The following is a 26,250-nucleotide window of genomic DNA, read 5'->3' as shown; positions in this document are numbered from 1 at the left end:
TATTTCCTTGTTGACTCACGGTCAGTATGCTAACTTTAAGTGAGTGTATCAGTGTATTATTGTATTAATACAGTAGAATTAGAGTAATGCTAGATCTTATTCATGTCAACCCCAACAGCGCAGAGCCAATTTATAAGCAGCTATTTGATCAGATAGTGCGTTTGATTGTGTCTGGTAAAGCGCAAGCCGGAGAAGAGCTACCTTCTGTAAGAAAGCTAGCTGAGCACTTCTCGGTAAATCCGATGACCGTCTCCCGGGCTATCGGGCAACTTGTTGATCAAGGTTGGCTTGAACGAAGACGCGGCCAGCCGACACGCGTTGCACCGCAGCAAACCACACAACAGACCGATAATCTACTCCATAAAAACCTAGATATTTTAATTAGTGATGCGAAACAGCTTGGGATCAGTAAGACTGAATTAATATCATTAATTGATAAAAATTGGGGACAAGAATAATGACAAGCCCACTACTACAATTCACTAAAATCCATAAAAAATTTGCCGACAAGCCGGTTCTAGAAGACATAAACCTTATTATTGAGCCGGGCATGGTTATGGGTTTACTAGGACGAAACGGAGCCGGTAAAACGACACTTCTGCGGATTGCACTTGGGTTAATCGCACAAAATAGTGGTGAGGTTAGCTGCCTCAACAGCAGCAACCTAGAGCTGAGCCCTACATGCAAGAGCCAAATTGGCTATGTGCCACAACAGCCCTGTGGCTATCAAGGCTTTAAAGTCAAAGACGCCCTCGCACTGCATCGCAGCTTTTATCCAGATTGGGATATTACGCTTGAGCAGGAATGGTTTTCTCGCTTCGAGTTAGACGAAAACAAGCTAGTAAGTAACCTTTCAGTTGGCCAACAACAAAGCTTAGCGCTGATAATGGCGATGTCATATCGGCCTAAGTTACTGATCCTTGACGAGCCAGTTTCAAGCCTCGACCCCATTGCACGCCGGGAGTTTATGTCGGACTTATTCGAGTTAGCGCTTGAGTCCGGCTCTGGTGTACTTTTCTCCTCGCATATTACATCTGACGTTGAGCGCGTCGCGAGTCATATTGCTATTATTAAAAATGGAAAGGTCTTGGTTACTGGTGAATTAGATACACTGAAGGAACAAATTAGGCTTGTTCCGCATCACCTTACAAGCAAACTGCCATCCGGAAACGTACTTCACCAATCTGAACGGTTTAGCATTTATCAAGCTCAAGACAGTGCAAACTGGTCAGCGGACTTACAGCAAAGCCATAGCAACCTTGAGCAGCTCTTTGTGGAGCTACACGCATGAGTACATTAACTCAGCGCAATTGGTGGACAGGGTTTTCCGGATTTTGGTTGCGAGAGTGCGGCTCAGCAAACTTTTTCATTCCTGGGATCTTAGCGTCTATCGCTTCACCTTTTTTAACCTTGATAGAAGATCAAAATATACAAGCATTTAGTTTGGTTTTCTCGATCAGTGCTTTATGGATGGCCTTTTGTTGGCAGTTAGTGAAATTACAAGCACAGGAAAGCGCCTTACTATTCTCTGCAATTAAACAGCACGTATACTTGCAAGGTACGATAATTCTAGTCATTGGTTACCTACTTAATGCGCTTGCTCTTATCAACCGCCCCGCGTCAGAAGTTGCTTATGCCATGCTGTTTGCAACGAGTTTTGGTGGTAGTTTCTTTTTACTATGTATTCGAAATAGCGTGTATTTCAAACATAATAGTTACGTTTTTATGCTCGCACTCGTGCTTGCTATGTTTTTTGGTAATAGCCCCCAAATTTTAGCACTGCTTGCCGTCCCCCTTATATTAATGGGAACATACCTGTTAGTGAGGCGGACTCATCACTGCCAATGGCATCATTTGGCATATCAAACCTACTTAAATAATATTCAAACTGGGTGGCTCCCGAGCAATACCTTCGTACCAGACTTCCTCACTCGGGGGATTAGACAATTTTTTATGCCAATGAGCTATTTCGCAGGTAATCTGTTGATACAGACCTGTCAGATATTGCTTGTCTCTGGGCTATTAGCCATTGTGGCAAGTGGCTTATTTGGTGTCACACTCGATTTTGTTATTGGCTTTACCGATATGCTTGTTCTGATGTTCGCTATTTTTGTCAGTTGGTCCAAGCTACAAACTAAAATGACATGGGATCAACTATACCTACTCCCTATCTATTCAAGCCTTAAAACGATACAGCAGGCTTACCACATCTCTGCGGTTAAACTTGGTTTTTGCCTATCCTTGTTTCAACTTCTAGTATTACTAGCTTGTAGCGCCCTTTCCACATTCGAGGCTGTGGCTTTCTACTTAGTGATATTTACGGGCTCTGTAGTCGGGTTTGTTCTTTGCATTGCGCTAGGGAGTATAATTAAAAGCGCCCTTACGTTGTCGCTTTCATGCATGTTCGTAGTCATTTTACACAGTGCATTTAAATCTTACCTGTTAAATCACGAACAATCAGCAACCACCCTATATCTATTATTAGGTTACGTTGTGATAGCCATGTCACTGCTTTTTTACAGTAATAAGAAGCTTGATTAAGAAAGGTGTAATTCGCATCGCAAAGACGTGGCGCAAAAGCGCTTAAACAACTAAAGACAGCGTTATTAAGAATAACAGAGTGATAGTGAGCATAAGTCGATTATCACTCATTTCTAACAGCTATATTTAATGGGAGTGGGTTCGACTATTAATAAAGTCGGTGACCGAAAACAACACTCCAGAGATCACGAACGTAATGTGTATGCCCACTTTCCAAGCTAGCTGCTCACTGGTTAAATCTTGAGAATGGATAAAAACCTTGAGCAGCTCTACGGCAGATATCGCTACTATGGCGCTGATCAGCTTAATTTTGAGCCCTGAGAAGCCAACTTTCCCCATCCAAGTCGGTTTATCTTCTTGTGGTTCGACATTAAGCTTAGAAACAAAATTCTCGTAGCCACTAAAAATAATGATGATCAATAACCCGGCCAGTAAAGCCGTATCAACCAATGTTAAGATGCCAATGAGTAACTCTTGATTTGTCGCTGTAAGCGCACTGATGGTCATCACATAAAGCTGTTTAAAAAACTTAAGTAATAGCAACACAATCGCGAGTAGTAGGCCAACAAAAAAAGGCGCTAGCAGCCATCGTCCTTTAAATAAGGTTCTTTCTAGTAGATATTCATAACGATTAAATTGCTCATTCGCAGACTTAGTTTCTTGCTCCATGTTTTTGATTTTCACCATGTTTAATAAGTTTGATTGAACCCATAAATGTAGCATCAACGCTTACATTTCTCACTATTTATTGACGTAAATTTGAATCAATTTTCTGCTCTTTAAGAGAAAATTAATTCGTTTTCCTTATTTTAAATTTTGCTTTAAAACATGCTTGTTCTTTCAACTAACAGGTAACACGAATGAAAACCTTAGTTTCATCATTAATCGCTCTATCTCTTTTTGCTTGTGTACAAGTACAAGCCGATGAAGAGTTACCAGTCGCGCCTGCAGATTTGGTTCAAGAGTTAACTCAAATGTGCCTTGATTGGGCAAAAGATGATGATGTGCAAGCATCTGAGATGAAAAAATATGTTTTGAATTGCGTTAACGACGAGCTAGAAGCTACTGGCTATCAACAAGTCAAAGACGTGGACATTAAGTAATACCAGTTCGCTTAATTAAGTGATGGTATTCATGATGAAAAGGCCGCTCAACACGTTGAGCGGCCTTTTATTTTCAATAACATTTTAGGCAAAACATCCAATACACCTAAAGACACTTATCGATATTTAGCTAGCCGTTACGCTTTCTTTTTCCTGGTAGTTTTCTCTTCTTCTACCCATTTACCATTGCTATACGTCGCTTTCCAACCCGTCGCTTTACCATCCACTTCTGTCATCACATATTGTGTCTTGGTTTTTCTAGAGTAACGAACAATCGCTGGATTTCCATCCGAGTCTTGCTCAGGCGCATCAGCCAGATAATAGAATTTAGGCGAAATTCTATCTCTAAAGCGTTTTAGCTCTGATACTTTCGGAGCTCTTGTCTCACGTGATTTCGGGAATGTGTGCGCCGCTAAAAAAATACCTGAAGCACCGTCTCTAAGCACGAAGTGCGCGTCAGATTTTTCGCATTCTAGTTCCGGAAGCGGAACTGGGTCTTCTTTCGGTGGTGCAGCTTCACCATTTTTCAATAACTTACGTGTATTTTTACAGTCTTCATTTGTACAACCAAAATACTTACCAAAACGGCCTGATTTAAGCTGCATATCCGAGCCACACTTGTCACACTCAATCAGTGGACCATCGTAGCCTTTTATTTTAAATGAACCTGTTTCAATGACATAGCCCTTACATGCGGGGTTATTACCGCATACATGAAGCTTTTTCGTCTCATCAATAAGGTATGAGTCCATTGCCGTTTCACAAATTGGACAACGTTTCATATGGCGGAGTGATTCAGCTTCCGCCTCTTCATCCGCATCTGCGGCAACCGCCTCATCACCTGACACTAAATTAATTGTGGTGGTACAACGCTCTTTTGGCGGCAAGTTATAGCCTGTACAGCCAAGGAATACACCAGTAGAAGCAGTACGAATACCCATCTTACGTGAACATGTGGGGCAATCTATGTCTGTTTCGACCATCACATTTTGTCGCATACCGCCTTCACTTTCATCGCCAGCTGCAATTTCTAGCTGGTTGGAAAAGTCAGCGTAAAACTTATCAAGTACCTGCGTCCATAAACGCTCGCCTTCTGCGATATCATCAAGGCGGCCCTCCATTTTTGCAGTAAAGTCAAAGTCCATTAAATCATTGAAATTCTCAACGAGTCTATCAGTAACAATTTCACCCATTTTTTCAGCGTAAAAACGGCGGTTTTCAACTCTGACATAACCACGATCCTGAATCGTTGAAATAATTGCTGCATAGGTAGACGGGCGACCAATACCACGTTTTTCTAATTCCTTAACTAAGCTTGCTTCACTGAAACGTGCTGGTGGTTTAGTAAAGTGTTGTTTAGGATCAAGCGCGATAAGATCGAGCTTATCGCCAACTGAAACACTTGGAAGCGCCTGCTCTTCTTCATTCTTTTTACGAACGGCTGGTTGTACACGTGTCCAACCATCGAAGCGTAGCACGCGGCCTTTCGCTTTTAACGTGTAATCTTCTGCTGCAACAGTCAGTGTTGTAAGGTCATATTCTGCCGGCGTCATCTGACACGCCACAAACTGGCGCCAAATAAGCTCATAGAGCTTTTTAGCATCTGCCTCTACGCCCTCTAAATGACCTGATAAGATCGCAACATCAGAAGGACGAATTGCTTCGTGCGCTTCTTGGGCGTTGCCTTTTGCGGAATAACGCAGTGGTGCTTCTGGTAGATACTTACTACCAAATTCACTATCAATATAGCCACGACACATTTCTAACGCGTCGTTTGATAAATTCGTCGAGTCCGTACGCATATAGGTGATGTAACCCGCTTCGTATAGACGCTGCGCTAACATCATGGTTTTCTTTACGCCATAGCCTAAACGAGTACTTGCCGCTTGCTGCATTGTCGAGGTAATAAATGGCGCACTTGGCTTACTCTTACTTGGCTTTTCTTCGACCTTAACGACTTCATAAGCACTGCTTTCAAGCACTTGTACGGCAGTATCAGCCTGTGCTTTATTTACTGGCTTAAATGCTTCGCCTTTGTACTTAGTAACCGCTAGACGAATGTCATCTTTTGTTGCTTTAACATCAGCGTGAATGTCCCAAAACTCTTCAGGAATAAATGCTTTGATCTCACGTTCTCGCTCAACAAGCAACCTCACCGCAACGGATTGTACGCGACCTGCCGATAACCCTCTTGCTACTTTTTGCCAAAGCAACGGGGACACCATAAAGCCAACAACACGGTCAAGGAATCGTCTTGCCTGCTGTGCGTACACCATGTCAGTATTAAGATGGCCAGGTGTTTCAAACGCTTGGGTTATCGCATTTTTGGTGATCTCGTTAAAGACCACACGCTTATATTTGCTCTCATCGCCACCAATAATCTGCTCAAGGTGCCAAGCAATGGCTTCCCCTTCTCTATCCAAATCGGTTGCGAGATAGATATGGTCAGCATCTTCAGCGAGTTTTTGCAGTTCTTGAACTACTTTTTCTTTACCTGGCAAAATCTCGTAATGTGGTTCCCAACCCTTCTCAGGATCAATCCCCATCCTCGCAACTAAATTTGCATAATCTTTTTGCTTTTTATATTGCGCTTTTTCTTCAGGTGACATTTTACGCACTTCAGCTGGCGACTTAGTTGCCAAACCTTTCGTTTTACCTGCGCCTGAGGTAGGAAGATCTCGAACATGACCAACACTGGATTTAACAATGTAATCCTTGCCGAGGTATTTATTGATTGTTTTTGCCTTCGCGGGAGACTCTACAATTACTAGCGATTTGCCCATAGCTGCCTATTTTTGACCGATTCTGTCTGATGTTTGCCCTTACTTGGGCGCTAAATTACTTATAGGTATATCTACAAACACCTATTGTTACAAGCTAAAAATACTAACTTTTCCCTGATCACCGAATTATTATCCAATTTATGTACAATATTCAGCCAATTTAGGGACACGTTCATATATATAAGGTTAAGGCACGGGAATATAAAGGAATAGAAACAAAAATGCCAACCCGAAAGTTGGCATTTTTCATTTTATCCAGCGTCCAGTACGGTAATTTTAGGCCCCAAGGTTATCACCTTTGAATCGCTATCACCTAACTCCGGAAAGGTAAGTCGCACACTTACTTGTCCTGATCTAGATTCATTTGGACTAGTTTCCGGTTTTATTGTAAAGCTAAAAGCGTACGGCTTATCACTATTAGAATTTAGTACTGTCGCAGATACACTCCCGCCATCAATTTCACCATTAGTGGTAGAAACCGCAACCTCTGTTCCTGCAGGAGGATGATTACCGAACTCATCAGAAAGATATACATACACAGTTACAGGTGTTCTATTCTCAGCCAAATTAAAATCTACAGTAGAAATGTCGCAAAGCCCTGATTGGCCTGAAGTCTCTAGCACCAATGCTGACGTACTTGTACAATCATTTGAGGCAACCGCAAAGCGAACAAATGTGTCATCGCCAGACATAACTAGCTCCATTTGCCTAAATACGTTTACAAGTTCTCTAGAGCATTCTCCTTTTTCTAATGCAGCTTCAGAACAAAGCAATCCATTATATAAACCGTCACCTTCGTAGCTGCCATCACCGTCGGTATCAAAGTCGAATAGACCATTATTATTGCTATCAATCCAGACGTCATCATGTCCACCTGTCGCACTCCCCAGAGGCGAACATGGATCCGGTTCCGCGTTGCTGTCGCAGTCTTTCTTATCAAAGCGACCATTTTCGTTTGTATCAATGAAAGCTTCTGTTAAGTCAAATTCAGGACGGTATTCACCAACATCAAATTGGCCATTTCTACGAGCAGTAACGACGTTACCATCTCCATCTAAAATTGACTCTTCATCTCTAAAGCTTTCCTGCCCTTTCACATAAGCTAAAATACTCACTCGACCACCCATTACCACTCGCCTTAGCGCTTCTGCAGAGCTATCAGCAGCTGAGGCATTTTTTTGTCTAAACATGCCACCAATGCAAGGGGCAGGGTTGCCAAAGTAGGGATCACAGTTCCAATTGGTATTGGATCGTCTTGCAGCTTCAGTCGTCAAGGACTCTCTTAAACGCGGAGCGACTCCTTCATGAGTCGCAGGATTTCCATCTATATCACCAATCCGGTTTCCCCATTCATAACCATAAAATGGCCTATCTCCTTGACTCCTCCATACAACTGTACAACTCGCATTATCTGTTCGGCATTCATATGTATCAGTTGAATCTATACTTCCAATTGTACCTGCCTCAGATAGAATCGTCGCAGCAACACCATCGGCGCTGAATTGATTAAATTGGTCGCCAAACCTCAATGTTAAATTAGAAGTTACACCATCGTAATTTAACGCGTTGGGGTTTAAGACATCTGCCGATAAACTAAAGCTGTCTTGATCAGTAACACCTGAACTCAAGATCAATTGAGAAGAAACACTGTAAACCTGCTCACTAAGAGGAATCACAAAAAATTCTTCATTATCTTTTGGACAACGATCATCAGAATTTGGATTAGTTTGACATTGAGAAGCTAGTTCAGGCCAACAAGTTACATATTCTCCATGCTCATCGATAGTTGCCTGAGGTATCAAGCAGGCAGTTACAACCAACGGCCCAGGCACAACACCGGATTTGACTGTTGTTCTTACGATACCATTTGAGTTCGTGTTACCTGAAACTTGTGTTAACCCTGCAACGCCTTGATCATCCGAAAGCTTAAAGTCGACCCTAGCGCCGGCTATAGAACGGTTATCTTCATCAAGAAGTTTGAAACTTAGCACTGACTGAGTAGCGATACCTCCTTCTCCTGGAGGAAGCGCAATAAATCTCTCAAATCCATTTTCTTCAGGTAAAAATTGGATCGCTTGAGCCTCTGCACTTTCAACTACAATATCTTTTGTCTGTGTAATAGTTTGACTACCGTTAACAATCACGACAGATATGGTGTCTTTCCCCGCACAGCCTTTTGCAGTGTAAGTAGACTTTGCAATACCGTTTGACGTAGAAACTAATTCATCCAGTTCTGCCAATGCTGGAGTTTGACTACTACAAGATGAGCTAAACTCAACATCAATAGAACTAGTAACAGGGTTCCCTTCTTGATCAGTTAGTGTAACGACAATGACGGTACTTCCTCCTGCTTTTAATGGGAAGGAACCGGTTTGAGGGTTGCCTGGTTCTATCTCTAAGCCATTTTTAATATCTACAGATAACTCCGCTACACCAATCGCAAAATTGAAGGAGTCTTGGACATCATTATGATCCAGTGAAGTTACCGTTACTTTACCAGCTCCACCTTGGGTTCCTGGCTGAAGCTTCAATAAGGCGATACCAAAGCTATCAGTGATTGCCGTACCAGTGGCTGGTAATACCTGTCCAAGAGTTGATTCAGCTTTCACTAGGGACGCCTTGATTCCATCAGTTGACTGATCGGACGTTACCTTAACAAAAATGTCCGCACTTTCATTCGAACTAACCTGATTAACAACACGACATCCCCCTGCAACAGGATCCAACTGGGCTTGCTCTCGAGAAGATTCCCAGCCCTCATCGCAATCGACAATTAGACTCGATTCAACTTTTATTTTATTGTTTGCATTATCGCCGGAAGATGAAAAGTTAAGCACTTGAGCAACACTCTCGTCACCTTCAGAAAAGCGCGCGATTAATTGGCCTGCACCCGCTGAAGAAGTGACTTGCATGGTTATTTCTGCTACCCCTTGGGCATTAGTAAGAACCCGACCAGATGAAGGAATAAGTGTCGCAAAATCATCAGATTCAAAAGTGATAATTTTATTTGCTAACGCAACATTATCTTTGGTCAGCTTAGCGCTTACAACTAATGGAGAACCAGCGGATAACTCTCGACTTTCTTGACCTTGCTCAGTCTTAGCACTCAATATAATAGCTAATTCAGAGGTTGCTCCCTCAGATATAAAGTTAAAGTACTGATTTGCTGCATCTTGGCCCTCTTCATAAGTTACTGTAATGCGGCCAGCACCAACCAATTCACTTGCTGTAAGTGTTACTCGAGCTTTGCCTTGTTGGTCAGTCAATAAAAAACCTGATTTTGGTTCAATAACTCCAAAATCATCAACTTGAAATTGCAATCGTTCATTAACCAATGGTGCTCCCTCAAAGGTCAACTCGGCTGTCACCAATAACGGAGAGTTTTTACCTAAGACATTGCTTACATCACCATCTAAATTAACTGCCGATATGGTAACTTGGTACGGATTAGAAGAATCTCCGCCCCCATCGCCGACAGAGGTAAAGTTGAACTCCGTAGTTTTAACGATACCGTTAGACTCATATGTTGCACTAAGTTGACCTGCTCCAGCAATACTCGTTGCAATCAAGGTAACACTAGCAATACCTTCGTCGTTAGTAAGTACAGCTCCTGACTCTGGCAGCATAGTTGCAACCTGATCGACCTGAAAGACAACTCTTGCACCTTCTACAGTATTACCGTTTTCTTTAACTATAATATCGACTTTTAATGGCACGGCTCTCGATAGCCTATTGTTTTCAGACTGTGTCGAATTAATTTCCAGTTCTATCAAACCCTCAGAAACAAAAGCCAACTCTTTTGACAGGGTAGCATCTCCCTGATTATAACTTGCAGTTAAAACTCCTTGACCTTCGGCTGCTGTTGCTTGAAGAGTCACTTGAGCGTTCCCATCTGCATCCGTTGTCATCTTTACCGATGAGGAAGAGTCGATCAGCGAAAAAGCATCCGTTTCAAAAGTGACTACTGCCCCAGAAATAGGCTCTCCATTATTGGTTAACGTTGCAATGGCTATTAGCTCATTTGAAGGTGATAAACTGTTCGTCTCACCTTTAAAGTCTAGGGTTAAAGAAAAGCCACCTCCAGTATTGTCATCACCGTTATTTGTGTCTTTTTGGATACTGCCACCGCCACCGCATGCGGTCAGTAAGATTGCTAGCATTATCATGCTAAAATAGCGCATTAAGGGCATTCACCTATCTCCCTAGCTAAGTTAATTTTATTATTGCTCAATAGTAACTCAATTTTAGCGATAAAATCACAATTTTTTATTAGATTAGATAGATTTTCTATCGCGAAATGCTGTTCATCTGCGTCAAGCCTGTTAAGCTTTAGCAGTTTTGAGATATATAGTGTTAGGACAATGTCAGAAAATCAAAAAATGGGCCTAACGGCGCGCATTATGATTGGTATGGTGCTAGGCGTCGCTTTAGGCCTTGCACTCCAAGCCATCTTAGGTAAAAACAAAGAAATACTTATTCCTTTAGGTCTGTTTGACCTGCCCATTAAAGGCTTTTTTGTTGACGGCCTGTTCCATATCGGCGGACAAATCTTCATTGCAAGTTTAAAAATGCTTGTCGTCCCTTTGGTCTTTATTTCTCTTGTATGCGGTACATGCAGTTTGAGTGACCCAAAAAAATTGGGCCGCTTAGGTGGAAAATCTATCGGGTTGTATCTTATCACTACGGCCGTTGCAATTACGGTAGCGATTACACTCGCACTGCTTATTGCACCAGGCGGTGGCGTTGAAATTCCAAGTAGCGCATCATTCGATGCAAAGCAAGCACCAACACTTGTGCAAGTCATAATCAACATGTTCCCGACCAACCCGATTGATGCTATGGCCAACGGCAATATGCTTCAAATAATTGTTTTTGCGTTACTCTTTGGTATTGCTATGGCGCTAAGCGGTGACGCAGGTGCTCGTCTTGCCGCTGTCTTTGAAGACCTAAATACTGTAGTACTTAAGCTTGTGACATTATTGATGAACGTCGCCCCATATGGCGTATTTTGTTTGATGGCTAAGTTGTTTACAACTATCGACATGGGGCTGATTGCCGAGCTCGGCAAATATTTTATGGTGGTGCTAGCCGCCCTGCTGATCCATGCATTTATTAACTACTCGATTTTATTTAAGCTGTTAACAGGTTTGAGCCCAGTTGTTTTCCTGAAGAAGATGAAAGACGCATGTATGTTTGCCTTCAGCACTTCAAGTTCAAGCGCAACAATGCCTGTTACACTTGAGACTGCAACTAAAAAGTTGGGTGCACATAACTCTGTTGCGTCTTTCACAATCCCTCTAGGTGCAACTATTAATATGGATGGTACCGCAATCATGCAAGGTGTTGCGACGGTTTTCATCGCTCAAGTATTCGCCGTAGACTTGACCATCAATGACTATCTTATGGTTATCTTGACCGCTACTCTTGCCTCTGTTGGGACGGCAGGCGTACCTGGTGTTGGTTTGATCATGCTTGCAATGGTGCTTAATCAAGTAGGGTTACCTGTTGAGGGTATCGCACTTATCATCGGTGTCGATAGACTGCTAGACATGACAAGGACAGCGGTTAACATCACCGGTGATTGTATGGTGACTTGTGTAGTTGCTAAGTCTGAAAATGAATTTGATGTTGACGTATTCAACGACCCAGATGCGGCAAAAGAGCTAGAAGAAACCACTTCGAAAGTAGCATATAAAAGCTAGTGCTCTTTGGTTAAAGAGCAGCCACGATGTAGTGGTTGCTCTTTAACGTGTGAGTCCACTTAATTAATTGAACCAATTTCACTAAAGTTGGAGTCATGCCAGGCTAAGCTCTAAACTCAATTCAAGCAACCTAACCATACTCTCTTTAGCTCTCCAACCTTAATAACTTTCTTTTACAGTGTACTCAAAGTACGTTTTACAAAAGGTGCTTTGGCCTTACCATATTCATCTTGAGAAGCTAACCCTTGGGCTATTACTTGTCGTTTTTGAGCTTCGTATTCTAACCGTGCTTCAGGGTTTTCCAGCATATAAACTTTAAACTTTTTCTGCTTAACATGCTCGTCGCTACCTTGTTCAATCACATGTGCGTGAACTTGAAACATTTCACCTTGGTACATTACTGCAATATCTTTTCTCGGGCGGGTGTCAGGAAAAGGATTATCACTGTGCTGGTTGACAAACCCAAACTGTGTTAGATGCGTCACAGCTTGAGCTAGTTTTCCGGGTTTATACAACACAGAGATATCGATTATCCCTTTACCCGCAACCATAAACGAGCTAGAACCGAAATGTAAAAGCTCAAGTTCAGGGTGCGCTAGTACTCCCATTATTTCGTCAGCAACTTCGAGGAATACCTTGCGCCATGGGTTAAAGCTTGCTGGAACTAATTGATAAGAGACGAATTCGATTTTTGACATACCTGTCCTTATTAACTTTCTGATAAGAATTATATTTGGAGCCAGTGTTTTGCGTGACTAATTATTGTACTACACAATATATCAGTGTCTCCTGAGTGCATCTAAATAATCTGCTTCATTGAGCTAATGACTGAATAGCAGACATTGCACGCTTAGCATCATTTAATGGCACAAAAATATGATCATGATAGAAGCCAGCAATTACATTCGCGCTAATATCAACATTTTTCAGTGCATTAGAAAATGCAGCAGTTAACCCCACAGCTTCCAAGCTCGAATGCACTTGCAAAGTAATTTTATTCATCACACAGCTGTAATCCAATCCGTGCTCGTCTGCCATTTGCTTGGTGACTACCAACGTTAACCCCTCGCGCTCCATAAAGGTCGCAATTGGTTCAAAAATCATGCACTCAGCAAGGCTTTTTTGCACTGTACAAAATATATAAGGTGTTTCATCAAGTGTCGGCGAAATGTCTTTTAATAATTGAGATAAATCACTAATGCCCGTCATAAGTTTCCTTTCAATGTTTTCAATAAATCGCGGCTAGGTTCAAATGCATCGTAACGAGGAAGCGGCGCATCTAAGTCATCCCAATTGGCTTTTGAGGAGACAAAATTATGTGATATTGGCCGCTCTTTGATATCCGAGTCCAAAATGCCAAGCCTCAATCTCACCCGCTTTGGATCGTTTTCGTTCGAACTAAAAATTGGACTTGCACAATGTTTGCAAAAATGGCGCTTTCTTCCAGGTTTAAACTCGAAGATATTTAGTGCCTCCTCGCCACTTAGGATCACAAAATCACTCCACAGCACAAAACCATTGGTCGCATAAGCCGTGCCTGTAGACTTACGACACAAAGAGCAATGACAATGAATGATATCGCTGATAGGCCCACGGATCTCAACCTGAACCGCTTTACACAAACAACTTGCCTTGTAAGCCATACCTACCCCTTTGTGTTTCTGGTGATCCAAGTATCCAATTGATTGGCGAAATTTTGCTTATCAGCTTGAGACAAAGGCGGTGGTCCTTGAGTTTGTACGCCGCTGGCACGCATCGTGTCCATAAAGTCACGAATATTTAAGCGAGATTTTATGTTTTCTTTCGTCAGCAGTTCACCACGCGTGTTGAGTGCGGTGCACTTTTTCTCAATGACTTCGTCTGCAAGTGGAATATCGCCGGTAATAACCAAATCACCTTCAGTAACGCGCTTCACGATTTCGTTATCCGCAATATCAAACCCCTTTGGGACTTGAAGCTTTTGAATAAAAGGTGACGGGGGCGTTTTTAGATATTGATTTGCAACCAACGTAACCGTGGTAGAAGTGCGCACAGCTGCGCGAAAGAGCATTTCTTTTATCACCACGGGACAGGCATCAGCATCAACCCATATTTGTTTTGCCATAACAACTCTTTTAAATTTAAATTGCCTAGAGAATACTAAATTTAGGGATTAGGTTCACGCCTAAAATGAAACTCATGCTCATCGTCATCAAACTGCACAAATCCCAACTTTTCGTATAAACGCTTCGCGGGATTCGCTTTAAGCACGGTCAATATCCAAGGCAATGTTGAGTGGGTTTCTATCAAGCTTTTAATGACTTGAGCACCGAGACCCTTTCCTTGTTGCTGGGGCTCTATTTGCAGCTGAAAGAGGTAATAGTCTTGTTCGCGTTGCTTAAACTTAGCCAAGCCAACACGCTTTTCATTCACGTATATCAAATGTGAACTCGAGTATTCGTATAATACTCGAGCTTTATGTTCAGCCTCAGTCAAAAATAGTCCTGCATTTTCTAAATGCGGCACCATGGTCGCTTTACGCAGCGCCACTAAATAATCAAAGTCACTTTCTTTTGCCTGTATGAAGTAAATTTTATTCGTCATCAATTTCGAATATCCCTTTTGCGTAAAGTACACCAAACCCAGACACGATGACATTCGTATCAGTCACTTCACAAAATAGCTCACCGCCACGCTTTGAAGCCTGATGTGCAAGAAGCTTCTGCTTGTTTAGCATTTTAGCCCAGTACGGCGCTAACCCAGCATGGATTGAACCGGTAACCGGATCTTCATCGCCCCCATTGGCGGGCCAAAAGTAGCGCGACACAAAATCAACGTCATCGCCTTTTGCTGTCACCACAACATCAAAAGGCGCAAGAATTTTCAGTTTGTCGCTGTCGTACTCACAACTACGAACTTGCTGCTCAGTCTCAACAATCACAAAGTATGCTTGACGATTTTTAAGTACCTGCGCCGGTGTTACGTTAAGCCCTTCTAATAGAACGTCGGGAGCTTCAGCTAACTCAGGGGCTAAGCTCGGAAATTCCATCACGATGCGACCATCAGCCTCCTGCTTAACAGTGAGTGTCCCGACTTCTTGGGTTTGAAATTTTATCTCACCTGATTTTCCCTTGTGATTGAAAAGTACATACGCAGCGGCGAGCGTTGCATGACCACAAAAGTCAATTTCAGTTATTGGAGAAAACCACCGGATCTCATAATGATTGTTACCAATTGGCTTCAAAAAGGCGGTTTCGGAAAGGTTATTTTCGATGGCTATCTGCTGCATTAGAGCGTCGCTAAGCCAATTTTCAACTTCAACGATTGCAGCGTTATTGCCACCAAAACGTTTACGCGTGAATGCGTCAACCACAAAATACTCAACTTGCATCTTTTACTCCTTTCAGAAACACCTAAAAACACAGTATAATTTACTGTAATTAGAAGCGAATACAACTTAAATAAACGTGTATTGAGGTTGATCTGTGTGACCATGATGCACGTAGTTAAAATGAGTGGAACCAAGTCGAGGCTTATATGTTTACAGATGCTACCTTATCAATCTTATGTTTATATTCACTAGCAATGTTTGTCACCAGCCTGCTAATGATAGCAACTGCCCCAAAAACTGATGATGAGAAACGCAAACAAACCATCACTGAGTACACAATGTTTGCACTTGCATCTGTTGCCGTATTTTTTGTATCGTTTTACACCTTATAAATACCAGCAGGGTCATCTTGATTGATGACCCATGACAATATCCTTGAAGACCTATTTCCCACTTTCAATCATCGTTTTTATCTTTAGCGCCTTTTCGAAGTGGTCTAGTTCGTGAGTTTGTATCCACCAAGTCGCCGCTTCCATAAGTAGTGTAGGGTCCGTGTTTTTATTGGCAAAAAAAGCGTAAAATGATACGCCAACGTTATCTCCTTTTTGTGCGATTTTTTTATCACATACTTCTATTATCTTACTTCTTAGTGCCGCGCGCATTTTTGGTCAAATCCATACATAATGTTCTGCGGTTAGTGTACCACCAACATCACTGCTATTCACCACATCACACAGCTCAACAAATGGTTTATGCTAAGCCCTGTAGGGTTGATTAGCAATTCATCGATGCACTAGATTAACCTTCTTCACAAGCTTCTCTCTCCCTTACATCTAGTTCGGTGAAACTATTTCTAAACGTAAAGGCATAAGCCGAATCTCCAAAACGACGCAGGTAATCGAGTCTTTCTTTTGCCTCATCTAACGTCGGAATATGGCCCTCTTCAACCCACCACAACACGTAGGTTTCCTGTTCAGCGCGGTGAAACCATTCTTTTTTGCGAGCCAAAAATTCTTTATGCGCGGTTTTAAACATAAAATCTTTGAGCGCTTGCTCCGACTGCCACACAGACATATTCACGATTATATTTGGATCATCAAACGCCTTAATCTCTGTTGCATTACCTGTTTCATCTTTTAAGCGCCAAATAAAGCCTGGGCTTTGCTCTGCGAGTAAATTAATGCGGTCTAAACTTTCTACAAAGTATTGAATTTCTGGCGCATCCATTTGGTATTTAGCGGTGGCTATATTAAGTTGTGCTAATTGCATCGACGGCTTTTCCTTGTGGTGAGTTGCTACATTCTCCCAAACTTCACAATCATACTACTGTTTGCTCGCCGCCAAGTTAAGACAAAATTTAGCCAAATAGAGATTTTTTCACTTTCTACGTTTCTGGGAATGGATGCATATTGATGTATTGCACTATACGAGGTGCGTTTGCTGTATTCGCACTGCCACCATGGGGTAAAAACTGGTGCCAAATCATCATATCTCCTGCATTGGCTGCAATTGCTTTGGAACCCAGTTGATGTAAGTACTCTGTATTTGGTATACATGGATCCCATGGGGCAGATGCAAGCCATGACTCTAGTTTTGTATGAAATCCGGGCACAACTGTTGTAGCCCCCTGCTTTTCTTCAGTGTCTGATAGATACAAAATCCCTTGCGTGCCAAACTTAAGCTGCCTAGAGAAATCTAAATCCCAGTGTAGATCAGGACCTTGAAAACTAGATTGCACAGTTTCAGGCGGGTTGAACCCACACTGATCGGCTGAAACTATCAGTTGTTCGCTCTGCCATAACTGGCTAAAGGCCTTATGAATTCTCATCGAATTCCGATTGTCTTCCAGTGCTTTATGTTGTACCAAATGCACCATACTGCGACTCATTTTTCCTTTGTTAACTTTATACCAAGTCTTTGGATCTGCTAGCTCTATCTCTAAATAGTCTTGGATCGCGTTTCTCGCATTAGCACAGCCTTCAGCACTCACTGCATTTTTAACGATGACATAACCGTTGTCCCGCCAGCATTCTAGGTCATCCTCAGTGAGTACATCCGGCATATTCTGAACTGCAGCTATTTTTTCTTGATAACTGTCGGGACAAGGCATCTGGCAGGTGACATGTTTTAGCAGTGCTATTTTTTCACTACTTGGCTGAGCAATTGTTACTATTGCATCAATAAAACTATCGTAATCGTGTGCATATCGAAACTGTAGCTGATGTGCTTGAGATAAACTTAGGCCCAGTATGTCAAAAGTCGTTTTATATAATTCGAAACTAACTGGCTCTAACTGCTGCTGTTTATTTGTGAGAGTGTTGTTGGCTTGAAGCCAGATCTTTTTGAGTATGGATAAATGATAAAGCGCTAGATCAAGGTTTACATCACACATTATTTAACAACCATCCTTTAAAGCAGAGTTGTGTGTTCCCTCCTTAAAATTTTATTACAAAGACGTTTTTTTTCAATTTTTACCGCTTACACCTCAATACACTATACGTATCACTAAACATGAGGATTCAGAAATGAAAAGAGCAGACTACTTCAATCAGGCACCTGAGCTTATTCAGCACTTATTGGGACAAGAGGAGTTATTAAAACAGCAGGCCCACGCTACTTTTGGAGTCACAATCTGGGAGCTTGTTAAACTTAGAGCATCACAAATCAATCAATGCGCTTTTTGTATTGCAATGCACACTAAACAAGCACTAGAGTATGGTGAGACCACTAATCGTATTATTGGATTAAGTGCATGGCAAGACATGCCGCTATACTCCAATAGAGAAAAACTAGCATTAGCGCTTTGTGAAAAGCTGACAAACGCACAAATGATTGACGACGCTTTTTATCAAACACTCAATATAGAATTTGATGATAAAGAGCTGGCCACGTTAACTATCGCTATTAATGCCATCAACAGCTGGAATCGGGTCGTGAAAATGTTTAAGCCAAATGTAGAGTTCAATGAGCACAGATCTAACACTTGAATTAATAAACCCAACAGGTGAAATCGCTAACTATGTGCAAGCTATCTGGCTTGCACAATCACATAAGCGCGGAGAAACTTGGCTTCCAAGCGACGGGGCAACTGGATTTATTTTCCCTCTTCGTGGGCTCGTTAGCTTCAATGACAATCCGCTCACAGCCCCCTTTTATCTGCAACCAATTGCCATTCAGTCTAGCAAAGTCAACTATTCTGAACAGGCATGTTTTTTCGGGATACGGTTTAAACCCGCGGGACTGGCATTTCTGAAAACGCTGCAACATCCTATAGCAAATCCCAATAATATATTACCCTTGTTGAACACGCTGCAAACTAGTGCCAACTTGACAGCATTACTTGGACTACTAGAGCCGATATTGAATACGCCAATTCCTCGCCACAATTCTATCCTACATACCCAAATACTCCTTGAGCATATTGTTTCAATGACCCCTTTAGAGCAAGCATATGCTCAAACTCCGATCGGAAAACGGCAATTAGAGAGACAAGTTAAAACACATTGTGGGATAACCCCTAAACATTTAGCTCGCATTTATAGAGTTCGATTGGCTAAACAAAAACTGAGAGAAACGCCTGACATTAACATCGCTCAACTCGCGCTAGATTGCGGCTACGCTGATCAATCTCATCTTATTCGCGAATTTAAAACTATCTTTCAGATCACACCAGCAAAATACACAAAGCGACTAAAAGCTGCAGACACAACGTTACCTGCAGCTCGGTAAATTTTTCAACAACCAAGAATATAAAAGCAAGGTTAATTCATTACTACTTATTCGCGCAATGTGCGACCAAGGTTTCGCTTAAAAATTGATTTACCTCAGTTTGCACTTTTTTGTTAAAGCTGTAGTGACCCGAGTTAAGTGCGATATGTTTAAATGGATGAGAAAAATTAGCTTCGCGTAAACCAGCTTCAATATATCCGGCCATTTTGTACGATGGCCAAATTTCATCGTGTTTGGCAGAGACCAGCAGCACTGGCCCATTGGTGTTTTCAACCGGGATGCGAGCGGCTGCAATTGCTTCAGGCGTTGCCTCTGCCAATGCAGCCTCAAAGGCAGGTGTAAACTCTCCCGTTACGTTCCCCTTTTGCATTTTCCATGACAACAGGGGTGCATCAATGTAGTCCAGAGCATTACCGCTAAGCGTCCAGCTCGAGCGAGAAGACAAGGTTTTAACAGCATTCCAGCTTACGTGACTAGGCATAACGGACACGACATGGTTTATCTCATCAAAGTGCGCACCGAGTAATAACGCAAGCTCCGCTCCTTTAGAAAAACCATACACCGCTACGCAATTTGGGTTTATCTTTGGGTCTGCACTCAATGCTTTTATCCGTTTGGCTATATCATCCAAAGATAATTCAGCTGCACTGCTCGATGTATTTTCGGTGCCATAATAACCAAGTGCAGCTACTGAGACACCAATATCATTAAATCCATCTAAAAATGGTTTCCACTGAGGATTAGCGAGTGTATTCCCCCCTTCGCTACCACCTAACACCACAACCAACGGATGAGCCTGACCATCATCGATAAACTGACGTTTAACATCTGGTATAGTCGTGTTTGAACAGGCCGCAAGAAGCCCTACCAAAGAAAATGGCATTATAGTTTTCATCATTTTATTACCTTTTTGAGTTAGCTGAGCCCTATGTTGCTCAGTTGTTGTTTGAGTAGTTTTGCACCGCCCCGGCTAGTCACAACTTGTAAATTGCTATCTCGCAACTTGACAAGGTAACCCCCTGTAACCCAGCGTTCAAACGCAGTTATCGCGCTTTGGTTTACAATGGCATTACGGTGAACTCTTAAGAAATGTGTTGGCAATTGCTGTTGGATCTCCTCAAGGGAGCCATCAATGGGATATTGCTGTCCATTACTAAACGCAATGGCTTGACCGTATTCTAGCTTGATAAGTTCGATACTGCTGACATCAATTAGTGAGGTTTTCCCCGCCACCTTACTCGTTAAAGTAGCGGCGAATCCTGTCGCGATAACACGATTGACTCTTGATAGCGCCAACGCTAATCGTTCGGTACTATAAGGTTTGAGCAAATAATCAACAGCGCCGAGCGTAAAGGCCTCAACCGCAAACTCACTGTACGCCGTGGTAAAAATTATCGCACCTGCAAACCCCGTCCCTTGAAGTTTCTCGACCAAAGTAACACCATTGCATTCTGGCAAGTTAATATCGACAAAGACAATATCTATCGCAAGCTCATGATGTGCGTCAAGAAATACTAATGGCGTGTTACAAGTCAGTACCAAGTTGTGCTTGGTGATCTGGCCAAGTTGTTCAGTTAATTTATCAATGGCTGGTTGCTCATCTTCCACAATGGCAATGTTCAACATTCCTTTGCTCCTCGTGTAAGTGAAAAGCTGACAACCGCACCACCTGTGTGCAGGTCGTTACCAAGCCTAAGTTCAGTATTTTCTTCTAACTTTAACCGTGAGCGCGTGATCGAAAGGCCGAGTCCCGCATCTGACGAACCCAATATGTCCTGCTCCTTAAAGCCCACCCCGTTGTCACTTATTTTAAACACTAACTGGTTCGCTAACTTTTTAATTACTACTTCAATGTGAAGCGGCCTGCTGTTGCCATGTTTTACTGCATTTTCTAAAAGCGGCTGTAATATCATTGGCGGTATTGCTTCGCTCAATAATGCATCGTCGATATCAAAGTCGATGATAAGCGCATCCCCAAACCGACTTTGCTCTATCTCGCACCATTGATTTAGTGCAATTAGCTCATCGGCAACAGACACTTTGCTCGGTATTTTTCCGCTTGTCACAGAATGCGTTAATGAATATCTTAATACCGCAGCGAGATTATGAACCAAAGACCGTGCTGCTTCTGGTTGATTTGGTACAAAGGCTGCAATTGTGTTGAGGCTATTGAACATAAAGTGCGGGTTTAACTGACTGTGTAATAACTTAATTTCAGCTAGTTGGCGAAGCTGTTTTTCTTGTTTTAACAACTTTTGGGAAAGGTAGAACTTAATCACCACAAAAATACCGCTAGACCAAGGCAGTGCGATGGTTAGCGCCTCAAACAGTGAAAATGCATAGGTATTTAACATTCCACTTCTGAGTACACCCCAACATAAACAGCCCATTACCATCAGTCCATAAAAGCCGATATATTGCAGCGGCCAATTGCCTATCTTGAAACGGATGATGAGTACGTAACTTATCACCATCGGTAACCAGTAGAGGAACACAACCGCCAAAATAGAAGAAAGCGCGATATTTGCCGACAACAACATGCCCCGCTGCACCCAATCGGTAAGACTGATAGCAAAACTTATTGCGGCAACGATGGCTAAAATTGCGAATTGTTCATTTCGCTGCAATGTGAGATTGACCATAATCAATACAAATAGTGACTGAATACGTTCATGGTACGCATTTAGCGTCGAAAAGCACTCTGAATATTGCTGAATGGTCGCTTTTCAATGCTAAATGGTTATCTGTATTAGTTCACACTTTTACATCCAAGTTAAAGTACTAAGAAATAGATTAACTTGCTTTAAATCTTAAACACTTGAGGCTGCTTTGCTCATCAATGTCTTTAAATTCAGGTGGGTTTTGTAAACGTTCAACAAACGTGAGCGTTGGCGCCTCTCTGGTCATTTCATCAATCAGAAATTGGCTTGAAACATCGGGAGAATTCACACACGCCAACACTTGGGCATTTGGCGTAAGTAACTCAGGAAGCTTTCTTAAAATACGTTGATAGTCTTTGGTCAGTGCAAAGCTGCCTTTTTGAAAGCTTGGCGGATCAATTACGATTAGGTCGTACGGCCCATATTTACGTATTTTTCCCCAAGATTTAAATAAATCATGGCCTAAAAAAGATACCTTGCTGAGGTCGTGTTCATTGAGTTGATGGTTGACTCGGCCTTGCTTGAGCGCCGCTTTTGCCATATCTAGATTCACAACATGGGCAGCACCGCCCGCAATCGCCGCGACGGAAAACCCACAAGTATAAGAAAACAGATTAAGTACCCGAGCCCCCGCAGACTGAGCTTTTACAAACTCACGACCCAAACGCATATCTAAAAACAGTCCCATGTTCTGCTTTACGCCAAGCTTTAAGCCATATTTAAGTCCATTTTCTTCAACGATAGGCATAGCGGTTAATTCACCATACAAGACCTCGAGATCTGAATCAGGCAAATAACGATGTTGCAGCAAAATAGCAGAGAGTTTTTCGCTAAATGCTTCAGTCTCCACAAGTGATAATAATGCCTGCTTTAACGACGCTATAAAGTCAACGTCGTGCTCCTTGAATAAAGAGATTAAGAGCTGACCTTGTAACCAATCTACGGTGATTTGTTCAAGCCCTTCATAGCAACGACCACGTCCATGAAATAGACGCCTCAGCTCGTTTGGTACTGCTTGGGTTTGCAAATGATTAAGGAGGGTCGATACAGGGTTTATTGCTGTCATGTCGATGTCTGGTTATGCGTAAAGTTCGGCATTTTACTTGTTACTTCATAGCAAAAGCAAATGTCTAAGGCCTGCTTATCTTTCACGTTTATTTTTTGCAGCAAAGGAAACCAGTCTTATGGGCGCCACAACATCGTTGTTGCCCCGCTAAAACCAATTAACCAATTGAGATAAGAAAAATCCTCATGATGGGAGGCAACAAAGCCCATTCTCATGTAAAGCTTTTTTGCTTGGGGGTTAGAATCAATTACATCAAGTCGTAATGCGTGAAACCCGCTTTGTTTGGTATAGCGCTGCAGTGCCACTAGAAGCGCAGTGCCAACACCTCGTCCTCTGACCGATTCAGCAACAGCGATACCATCCATCACTACTTCATTGGGCGCAGGCTTTCGCTCAAATAGGGTAAACACCGCTGCGGCTTTAACCCCGCCTAGCAAACCTAATTCGTCAATAAGTCCAGAAAAGCCCATATTCGATGTAAAACCGCTTTTGCCATATTGAAAGCCCGCAATCCCCACTAACTTGCCGTCTGCAAAGGCAGCGAAAGAGTATTCTGAGATGAAGCTCTTCGCGATAATAGTGATCAGCTTATTGCGATCCGGCACTGCGGCTTTGAATTTGCTACCAAACGCGTCAACATAAAGCTCAGCAGCCGCTTGCGCATACTCTATATCCCATCCTTGTGTTATTTCTATTTCCATACCTTACCTCAAGCTAACGTGCCAACTTCAATAGTAGGTCAAAACTAGCTTAGGAATGAAGTTCGAATTTGTAAAAAATTCAAGTCGATTATGCATATAACTTAATTGTTAGTTTGCGCCATACACGTTCAACGGGTCCCACCTTAAAGAATCGCCCATAGATCACATTTAATAGCAGCTGCACTGCCATAATAGCAAGCCATAAGAACAAGAGCTCACTGCGACTTAGCGTATTATGTAATCCAAAGCCATAAAATATGACCACCAATAACAGTGACTGTCCAATGTAATTACTCAGCGCAAATCTCCCCACTTGATTTATCGCCTCAAGGGGTTTGAACCGATGCAACCAACGGTTATATAGCAAAGATAACAAAACCAAGTAAACAATCGCTTGCAGCTCCCGGTTAAGTACGATGACCATTTGTTTAGCGTAAGACAACACTGGGATATGTGAACTGTGTAGCCAATGAAAATAGCGAGCTTGAGTGGCATAACACGACACCGCAATCAAGCAAAGTAGCGCTACAACCGTGAGTGGGCTAAGCTTAGTCTTTGAGAACAATCCCCATTGAAACAGCTGCGAGCCTATCAGCATCATCATTAGCGTGGACCAAAAAATACTTGAATAAAACAGCTTACCTTTGTGGACTTGTGAGCTGTCAAAGTTTTTCTGCCAATACTCAGTTAAGCTTGGCGTTTCTTCCAAAGTACGATGAGTGGGTGTCCGTGGTTCGGTTTTATTCTGCCACCGGTTAATCGCTTTTTGCTGGTCTCGTGTGCGAGACACTTCGTCCACATTGAGTGCAGCTTGGTAAGCATCGTATTGGGCGTTGGTGCGCTCTGCTCTGCCAAAACCTGCAACTAACATAAACGCCAAACAAATTACTATGCTGACTTTGATGGCCCGGGTGCCAAGTAATATGACGGTGGTGGCAATCATTCCTATCACGGCATAGTGATAGAGAATGTCGCCACTCCAAATACAATAGGCATGAACAAGGCCGAGTATAAATAAAGCCACTAGCCTTGCCGCACTTAATTTAATCGCAAATTCAAATGGCTGTTTTTGAAGAATGATGGTGAGACCTGCGCCAAATAACATCGCCAGCAGTCCGTAAAATTTGCCCTGAGCAAATACATAAACCCAGTACCTTACCTCACTGTCTATATCCGTCATAAAGCCATATTGGTAAATGCCCCATGGATTGGGATAGGCAAAACTTTCGATGTTGATAAGTAAAATACATAGGATTGCTACCCCGCGAATAAAGTCGAGGCTGTTAATGCGATTTCTTTCAGGGCTAGTCATCGGCATTACCCATGCTGCCCGACTGTCCATCATTGTGAGCTAGCTTTGTGTTTTCGCTATCGAGTAGTGTGGTAATTTGTGCAACCTGCGCGCTAAATTCATCAAATTGCGTGTCATTTAGCTTAGTATTTTTTGGTTGTTTTAGGGTGAGTGGATTGATGGCTTTTCCGTCTTTATGCACTTCATAATGTAAGTGACGCGCCTGCGACAGGCCGGTATTACCAAGATAACCTATCACATCGCCTTGCTTTACTCGCATCCCAGCCTTGAGGCCGCTCGCAAAGCCATTTAAGTGAGCATAAAGTGTTTGATAGCCTTTACCGTGATCTAACACTACGCGATTACCAAAGCTGCCGCCCCACCCAGCTTTGAGTACTTTTCCAGAACCCGCAGCCATAATAGGCGTACCAACAGGCGCACCAAAATCGATCCCTTTGTGCATTCGGGTGTAGCCCAATACTGGGTGATGACGTTTACCGAAGTTTGACGATAATCGAGCACCGTTAAGGGGCGTTTTCATTAAAAAACTTTGTGCGAGGGTACCGTCTAAGTGGTAAAAAGCGGTCGTTCCGCCATTATCAGTAAACCGGTATAAGCGGTATTTTTCTTTTCCTGAAAGTAGCGCAACATGTTGTAATTCTATAGGTTTGGAGATTTGCTTGAGTAACTCTTTGGCTGCCACAAGCTGCTGTTCTTGAAATACAAAATCAATTTGATCGCCGGCATATACTTCTCTTTGAAAATCGACAAGGTGAGATAAGGCCACAATACTTTGATTGATAATGTCATTGGGTACCCCGATTTTGCTGGCGTCTACAAAAAAGCTAGAATCTATGCTTGTCGATAAGCGCTTTGTTTGCGTGACGGTTTCAAGCTCACTTAGCGATGCATGCCAGTGTTCATCTACTCTTTTAATCTCAATAACCTGTGCAAATGCATATTCAAAGCAGATCTGCTGTACTTGTCCGTCTACAAGCTCTGCTTCTATTAACTGTCCAGCCTTGAGTTTAGTCAGTGATGTCCACGTACTCACGGCTTGTTCCACCAGCCAACTATCGCGGTCACTGAATGCAAACTCACTTAAAAGATTCGCTAAACTCTCACCCGATTTAAGTTCAAGTAAACGAATATCTTGAACAGGTTTTAACTCCTCTGTGATTTGGGTTTGGGCCGCGACTGAGTCTTCAGCGGATCCATTAAGTACAACAGCTTGGCCTTGTTCTGCTTGCGCCAAAACAAAGGTGTTCTCTTGCGCTTTATTGACCGAATGAGTCTGCTCTGGTTGTTTCGAGCAGCCAAAAGTTGCCATCATTGCAATGGCGATAGAAAGCTTTTTAATCATG

Annotated in this window: 26 protein-coding genes; 7 read left to right on the top strand and 19 right to left on the bottom strand. The window is 42.5% G+C overall.

Annotation, left to right across the window (positions count from 1 at the left end; translation table 11 throughout):
* The first annotated feature begins 86 nt into the window (after positions 1 to 86).
* From DRB05_RS07180 to DRB05_RS07170, 3 genes are read left to right on the top strand one after another with little or no spacing between them, the layout of a single operon-like run.
* On the top strand, positions 87 to 458 hold the full coding sequence (locus DRB05_RS07180; RefSeq protein ID WP_128726327.1) for a GntR family transcriptional regulator: 372 nt from the start codon (positions 87 to 89) through the stop codon (positions 456 to 458).
* Positions 458 to 1,291 (top strand): ABC transporter ATP-binding protein, encoded by an 834-nt coding sequence (locus DRB05_RS07175; RefSeq protein ID WP_128726326.1) that lies wholly within the window; start codon positions 458 to 460, stop codon positions 1,289 to 1,291. Before DRB05_RS07180 ends, DRB05_RS07175 begins: the two co-directional genes overlap by 1 nt.
* Positions 1,288 to 2,541: a hypothetical protein gene (locus DRB05_RS07170; RefSeq protein ID WP_128726325.1), complete on the top strand. Its 1,254-nt coding sequence runs from the start codon at positions 1,288 to 1,290 to the stop codon at positions 2,539 to 2,541. Before DRB05_RS07175 ends, DRB05_RS07170 begins: the two co-directional genes overlap by 4 nt.
* Positions 2,542 to 2,667: 126 nt before the next feature.
* On the opposite strand, the gene DRB05_RS07165 is transcribed toward DRB05_RS07170, so the two are convergent.
* Positions 2,668 to 3,228 (bottom strand): TIGR00645 family protein, encoded by a 561-nt coding sequence (locus DRB05_RS07165; RefSeq protein WP_010605024.1) that lies wholly within the window; start codon positions 3,226 to 3,228, stop codon positions 2,668 to 2,670.
* A 173-nt stretch (positions 3,229 to 3,401) separates the two neighbouring features.
* Here DRB05_RS07165 and DRB05_RS07160 point away from each other — a divergent pair, with 173 nt between their 5' ends.
* Positions 3,402 to 3,644, top strand: coding sequence for a hypothetical protein (locus tag DRB05_RS07160; protein ID WP_128726324.1), 243 nt, complete (start codon positions 3,402 to 3,404; stop codon positions 3,642 to 3,644).
* Between the two features lie 137 nt (positions 3,645 to 3,781).
* Here the strand turns inward: DRB05_RS07160 and topA are convergent, their stop codons facing one another.
* Together topA and DRB05_RS07150 are read right to left on the bottom strand one after the other, a co-directional pair.
* Complete coding sequence (gene topA, locus DRB05_RS07155; RefSeq protein WP_128726323.1) at positions 3,782 to 6,427, bottom strand: type I DNA topoisomerase; 2,646 nt, start codon at positions 6,425 to 6,427, stop codon at positions 3,782 to 3,784.
* Between the two features lie 251 nt (positions 6,428 to 6,678).
* Positions 6,679 to 10,587 carry a hypothetical protein gene (locus DRB05_RS07150; protein WP_205125726.1) on the bottom strand — a complete coding sequence of 1,303 codons (3,909 nt, stop codon included), beginning with the start codon at positions 10,585 to 10,587 and terminating at the stop codon, positions 6,679 to 6,681.
* A gap of 201 nt (positions 10,588 to 10,788) precedes the next feature.
* Between DRB05_RS07150 and DRB05_RS07145 the strand changes: the two genes are divergently transcribed.
* A complete protein-coding gene (locus DRB05_RS07145) occupies positions 10,789 to 12,129 on the top strand; it encodes a dicarboxylate/amino acid:cation symporter (RefSeq protein ID WP_128726321.1) in 1,341 nt (446 codons plus the stop codon).
* A gap of 173 nt (positions 12,130 to 12,302) precedes the next feature.
* Here the strand turns inward: DRB05_RS07145 and DRB05_RS07140 are convergent, their stop codons facing one another.
* The 9 genes from DRB05_RS07140 to DRB05_RS07095 form a co-directional block, all read right to left on the bottom strand.
* A complete protein-coding gene (locus DRB05_RS07140; protein WP_128726320.1) occupies positions 12,303 to 12,827 on the bottom strand; it encodes a GrpB family protein in 525 nt (174 codons plus the stop codon).
* Between the two features lie 115 nt (positions 12,828 to 12,942).
* Complete coding sequence (locus DRB05_RS07135; protein WP_128726319.1) at positions 12,943 to 13,338, bottom strand: ACT domain-containing protein; 396 nt, start codon at positions 13,336 to 13,338, stop codon at positions 12,943 to 12,945.
* Positions 13,335 to 13,772: a GFA family protein gene (locus DRB05_RS07130; RefSeq protein ID WP_128726318.1), complete on the bottom strand. Its 438-nt coding sequence runs from the start codon at positions 13,770 to 13,772 to the stop codon at positions 13,335 to 13,337. Before DRB05_RS07130 ends, DRB05_RS07135 begins: the two co-directional genes overlap by 4 nt.
* A gap of 2 nt (positions 13,773 to 13,774) precedes the next feature.
* A complete protein-coding gene (locus tag DRB05_RS07125; protein ID WP_128726317.1) occupies positions 13,775 to 14,233 on the bottom strand; it encodes a YaiI/YqxD family protein in 459 nt (152 codons plus the stop codon).
* 41 nt (positions 14,234 to 14,274) lie between these two features.
* Positions 14,275 to 14,712, bottom strand: a complete 438-nt coding sequence (locus DRB05_RS07120; protein ID WP_235956549.1) for a GNAT family N-acetyltransferase — start codon at positions 14,710 to 14,712, stop codon at positions 14,275 to 14,277.
* Positions 14,702 to 15,499, bottom strand: a complete 798-nt coding sequence (locus DRB05_RS07115) for a PhzF family phenazine biosynthesis protein (RefSeq protein ID WP_128726315.1) — start codon at positions 15,497 to 15,499, stop codon at positions 14,702 to 14,704. The genes DRB05_RS07120 and DRB05_RS07115 overlap by 11 nt, the downstream gene beginning before the upstream one ends.
* Before the next feature lie 383 nt (positions 15,500 to 15,882).
* Complete coding sequence (locus DRB05_RS07105) at positions 15,883 to 16,101, bottom strand: DUF6500 family protein (protein WP_128726314.1); 219 nt, start codon at positions 16,099 to 16,101, stop codon at positions 15,883 to 15,885.
* 136 nt (positions 16,102 to 16,237) lie between these two features.
* Entirely contained in the window at positions 16,238 to 16,708 is a 471-nt protein-coding gene (locus DRB05_RS07100) for a DUF3291 domain-containing protein (RefSeq protein ID WP_128726313.1), read from the bottom strand.
* A gap of 115 nt (positions 16,709 to 16,823) precedes the next feature.
* Positions 16,824 to 17,831, bottom strand: a complete 1,008-nt coding sequence (locus tag DRB05_RS07095) for a phytanoyl-CoA dioxygenase family protein (protein ID WP_128726312.1) — start codon at positions 17,829 to 17,831, stop codon at positions 16,824 to 16,826.
* A gap of 133 nt (positions 17,832 to 17,964) precedes the next feature.
* Between DRB05_RS07095 and DRB05_RS07090 the strand changes: the two genes are divergently transcribed.
* Both DRB05_RS07090 and DRB05_RS07085 read left to right on the top strand, forming a co-directional pair.
* Positions 17,965 to 18,426 carry a carboxymuconolactone decarboxylase family protein gene (locus tag DRB05_RS07090; protein ID WP_128726311.1) on the top strand — a complete coding sequence of 154 codons (462 nt, stop codon included), beginning with the start codon at positions 17,965 to 17,967 and terminating at the stop codon, positions 18,424 to 18,426.
* Positions 18,404 to 19,168, top strand: a complete 765-nt coding sequence (locus tag DRB05_RS07085; RefSeq protein WP_128726310.1) for a helix-turn-helix domain-containing protein — start codon at positions 18,404 to 18,406, stop codon at positions 19,166 to 19,168. The genes DRB05_RS07090 and DRB05_RS07085 overlap by 23 nt, the downstream gene beginning before the upstream one ends.
* Before the next feature lie 43 nt (positions 19,169 to 19,211).
* Here the strand turns inward: DRB05_RS07085 and DRB05_RS07080 are convergent, their stop codons facing one another.
* The 7 genes from DRB05_RS07080 to DRB05_RS07050 form a co-directional block, all read right to left on the bottom strand.
* Positions 19,212 to 20,066 (bottom strand): acyl-CoA thioester hydrolase/BAAT C-terminal domain-containing protein, encoded by an 855-nt coding sequence (locus DRB05_RS07080; protein ID WP_128726309.1) that lies wholly within the window; start codon positions 20,064 to 20,066, stop codon positions 19,212 to 19,214.
* A 17-nt stretch (positions 20,067 to 20,083) separates the two neighbouring features.
* Positions 20,084 to 20,794 carry a LytTR family DNA-binding domain-containing protein gene (locus DRB05_RS07075; protein WP_128726308.1) on the bottom strand — a complete coding sequence of 237 codons (711 nt, stop codon included), beginning with the start codon at positions 20,792 to 20,794 and terminating at the stop codon, positions 20,084 to 20,086.
* Positions 20,788 to 21,810: a histidine kinase gene (locus DRB05_RS07070; RefSeq protein ID WP_128726307.1), complete on the bottom strand. Its 1,023-nt coding sequence runs from the start codon at positions 21,808 to 21,810 to the stop codon at positions 20,788 to 20,790. The genes DRB05_RS07075 and DRB05_RS07070 overlap by 7 nt, the downstream gene beginning before the upstream one ends.
* A 151-nt stretch (positions 21,811 to 21,961) precedes the next feature.
* A complete protein-coding gene (locus DRB05_RS07065) occupies positions 21,962 to 22,894 on the bottom strand; it encodes a class I SAM-dependent methyltransferase (RefSeq protein WP_128726306.1) in 933 nt (310 codons plus the stop codon).
* Between the two features lie 116 nt (positions 22,895 to 23,010).
* Positions 23,011 to 23,595: a GNAT family N-acetyltransferase gene (locus DRB05_RS07060; protein WP_128726305.1), complete on the bottom strand. Its 585-nt coding sequence runs from the start codon at positions 23,593 to 23,595 to the stop codon at positions 23,011 to 23,013.
* An 88-nt stretch (positions 23,596 to 23,683) separates the two neighbouring features.
* Positions 23,684 to 24,940, bottom strand: coding sequence for a DUF418 domain-containing protein (locus DRB05_RS07055; RefSeq protein ID WP_235956551.1), 1,257 nt, complete (start codon positions 24,938 to 24,940; stop codon positions 23,684 to 23,686).
* Positions 24,900 to 26,249 (bottom strand): peptidoglycan DD-metalloendopeptidase family protein, encoded by a 1,350-nt coding sequence (locus DRB05_RS07050; RefSeq protein WP_128726304.1) that lies wholly within the window; start codon positions 26,247 to 26,249, stop codon positions 24,900 to 24,902. The genes DRB05_RS07055 and DRB05_RS07050 overlap by 41 nt, the downstream gene beginning before the upstream one ends.
* Position 26,250: the final 1 nt, after the last annotated feature.

It is taken from the genome of Pseudoalteromonas sp. A757 (genome assembly GCF_004103285.1).
Lineage (GTDB): Bacteria > Pseudomonadota > Gammaproteobacteria > Enterobacterales > Alteromonadaceae > Pseudoalteromonas > Pseudoalteromonas galatheae.
This window is presented reverse-complemented; position numbering and strand designations above follow the sequence as displayed.

What these genes read in the sequence shown, in the direction of transcription:
- DRB05_RS07180 (WP_128726327.1), top strand. Translation starts at nt 87, where the DNA reads ATGCTAGATCTTATTCATGTCAACCCCAACAGCGCAGAGCCAATTTAT.
- DRB05_RS07175 (WP_128726326.1), top strand. Translation starts at nt 458, where the DNA reads ATGACAAGCCCACTACTACAATTCACTAAAATCCATAAAAAATTTGCC.
- DRB05_RS07170 (WP_128726325.1), top strand. Translation starts at nt 1,288, where the DNA reads ATGAGTACATTAACTCAGCGCAATTGGTGGACAGGGTTTTCCGGATTT.
- DRB05_RS07165 (WP_010605024.1), bottom strand. Translation starts at nt 3,228, where the DNA reads ATGGTGAAAATCAAAAACATGGAGCAAGAAACTAAGTCTGCGAATGAG.
- DRB05_RS07160 (WP_128726324.1), top strand. Translation starts at nt 3,402, where the DNA reads ATGAAAACCTTAGTTTCATCATTAATCGCTCTATCTCTTTTTGCTTGT.
- topA (WP_128726323.1), bottom strand. Translation starts at nt 6,427, where the DNA reads ATGGGCAAATCGCTAGTAATTGTAGAGTCTCCCGCGAAGGCAAAAACA.
- DRB05_RS07150 (WP_205125726.1), bottom strand. Translation starts at nt 10,587, where the DNA reads ATGCTAGCAATCTTACTGACCGCATGCGGTGGCGGTGGCAGTATCCAA.
- DRB05_RS07145 (WP_128726321.1), top strand. Translation starts at nt 10,789, where the DNA reads ATGTCAGAAAATCAAAAAATGGGCCTAACGGCGCGCATTATGATTGGT.
- DRB05_RS07140 (WP_128726320.1), bottom strand. Translation starts at nt 12,827, where the DNA reads ATGTCAAAAATCGAATTCGTCTCTTATCAATTAGTTCCAGCAAGCTTT.
- DRB05_RS07135 (WP_128726319.1), bottom strand. Translation starts at nt 13,338, where the DNA reads ATGACGGGCATTAGTGATTTATCTCAATTATTAAAAGACATTTCGCCG.
- DRB05_RS07130 (WP_128726318.1), bottom strand. Translation starts at nt 13,772, where the DNA reads ATGGCTTACAAGGCAAGTTGTTTGTGTAAAGCGGTTCAGGTTGAGATC.
- DRB05_RS07125 (WP_128726317.1), bottom strand. Translation starts at nt 14,233, where the DNA reads ATGGCAAAACAAATATGGGTTGATGCTGATGCCTGTCCCGTGGTGATA.
- DRB05_RS07120 (WP_235956549.1), bottom strand. Translation starts at nt 14,712, where the DNA reads ATGACGAATAAAATTTACTTCATACAGGCAAAAGAAAGTGACTTTGAT.
- DRB05_RS07115 (WP_128726315.1), bottom strand. Translation starts at nt 15,499, where the DNA reads ATGCAAGTTGAGTATTTTGTGGTTGACGCATTCACGCGTAAACGTTTT.
- DRB05_RS07105 (WP_128726314.1), bottom strand. Translation starts at nt 16,101, where the DNA reads ATGCGCGCGGCACTAAGAAGTAAGATAATAGAAGTATGTGATAAAAAA.
- DRB05_RS07100 (WP_128726313.1), bottom strand. Translation starts at nt 16,708, where the DNA reads ATGCAATTAGCACAACTTAATATAGCCACCGCTAAATACCAAATGGAT.
- DRB05_RS07095 (WP_128726312.1), bottom strand. Translation starts at nt 17,831, where the DNA reads ATGTGTGATGTAAACCTTGATCTAGCGCTTTATCATTTATCCATACTC.
- DRB05_RS07090 (WP_128726311.1), top strand. Translation starts at nt 17,965, where the DNA reads ATGAAAAGAGCAGACTACTTCAATCAGGCACCTGAGCTTATTCAGCAC.
- DRB05_RS07085 (WP_128726310.1), top strand. Translation starts at nt 18,404, where the DNA reads ATGAGCACAGATCTAACACTTGAATTAATAAACCCAACAGGTGAAATC.
- DRB05_RS07080 (WP_128726309.1), bottom strand. Translation starts at nt 20,066, where the DNA reads ATGATGAAAACTATAATGCCATTTTCTTTGGTAGGGCTTCTTGCGGCC.
- DRB05_RS07075 (WP_128726308.1), bottom strand. Translation starts at nt 20,794, where the DNA reads ATGTTGAACATTGCCATTGTGGAAGATGAGCAACCAGCCATTGATAAA.
- DRB05_RS07070 (WP_128726307.1), bottom strand. Translation starts at nt 21,810, where the DNA reads ATGGTCAATCTCACATTGCAGCGAAATGAACAATTCGCAATTTTAGCC.
- DRB05_RS07065 (WP_128726306.1), bottom strand. Translation starts at nt 22,894, where the DNA reads ATGACAGCAATAAACCCTGTATCGACCCTCCTTAATCATTTGCAAACC.
- DRB05_RS07060 (WP_128726305.1), bottom strand. Translation starts at nt 23,595, where the DNA reads ATGGAAATAGAAATAACACAAGGATGGGATATAGAGTATGCGCAAGCG.
- DRB05_RS07055 (WP_235956551.1), bottom strand. Translation starts at nt 24,940, where the DNA reads ATGATGGACAGTCGGGCAGCATGGGTAATGCCGATGACTAGCCCTGAA.
- DRB05_RS07050 (WP_128726304.1), bottom strand. Translation starts at nt 26,249, where the DNA reads ATGATTAAAAAGCTTTCTATCGCCATTGCAATGATGGCAACTTTTGGC.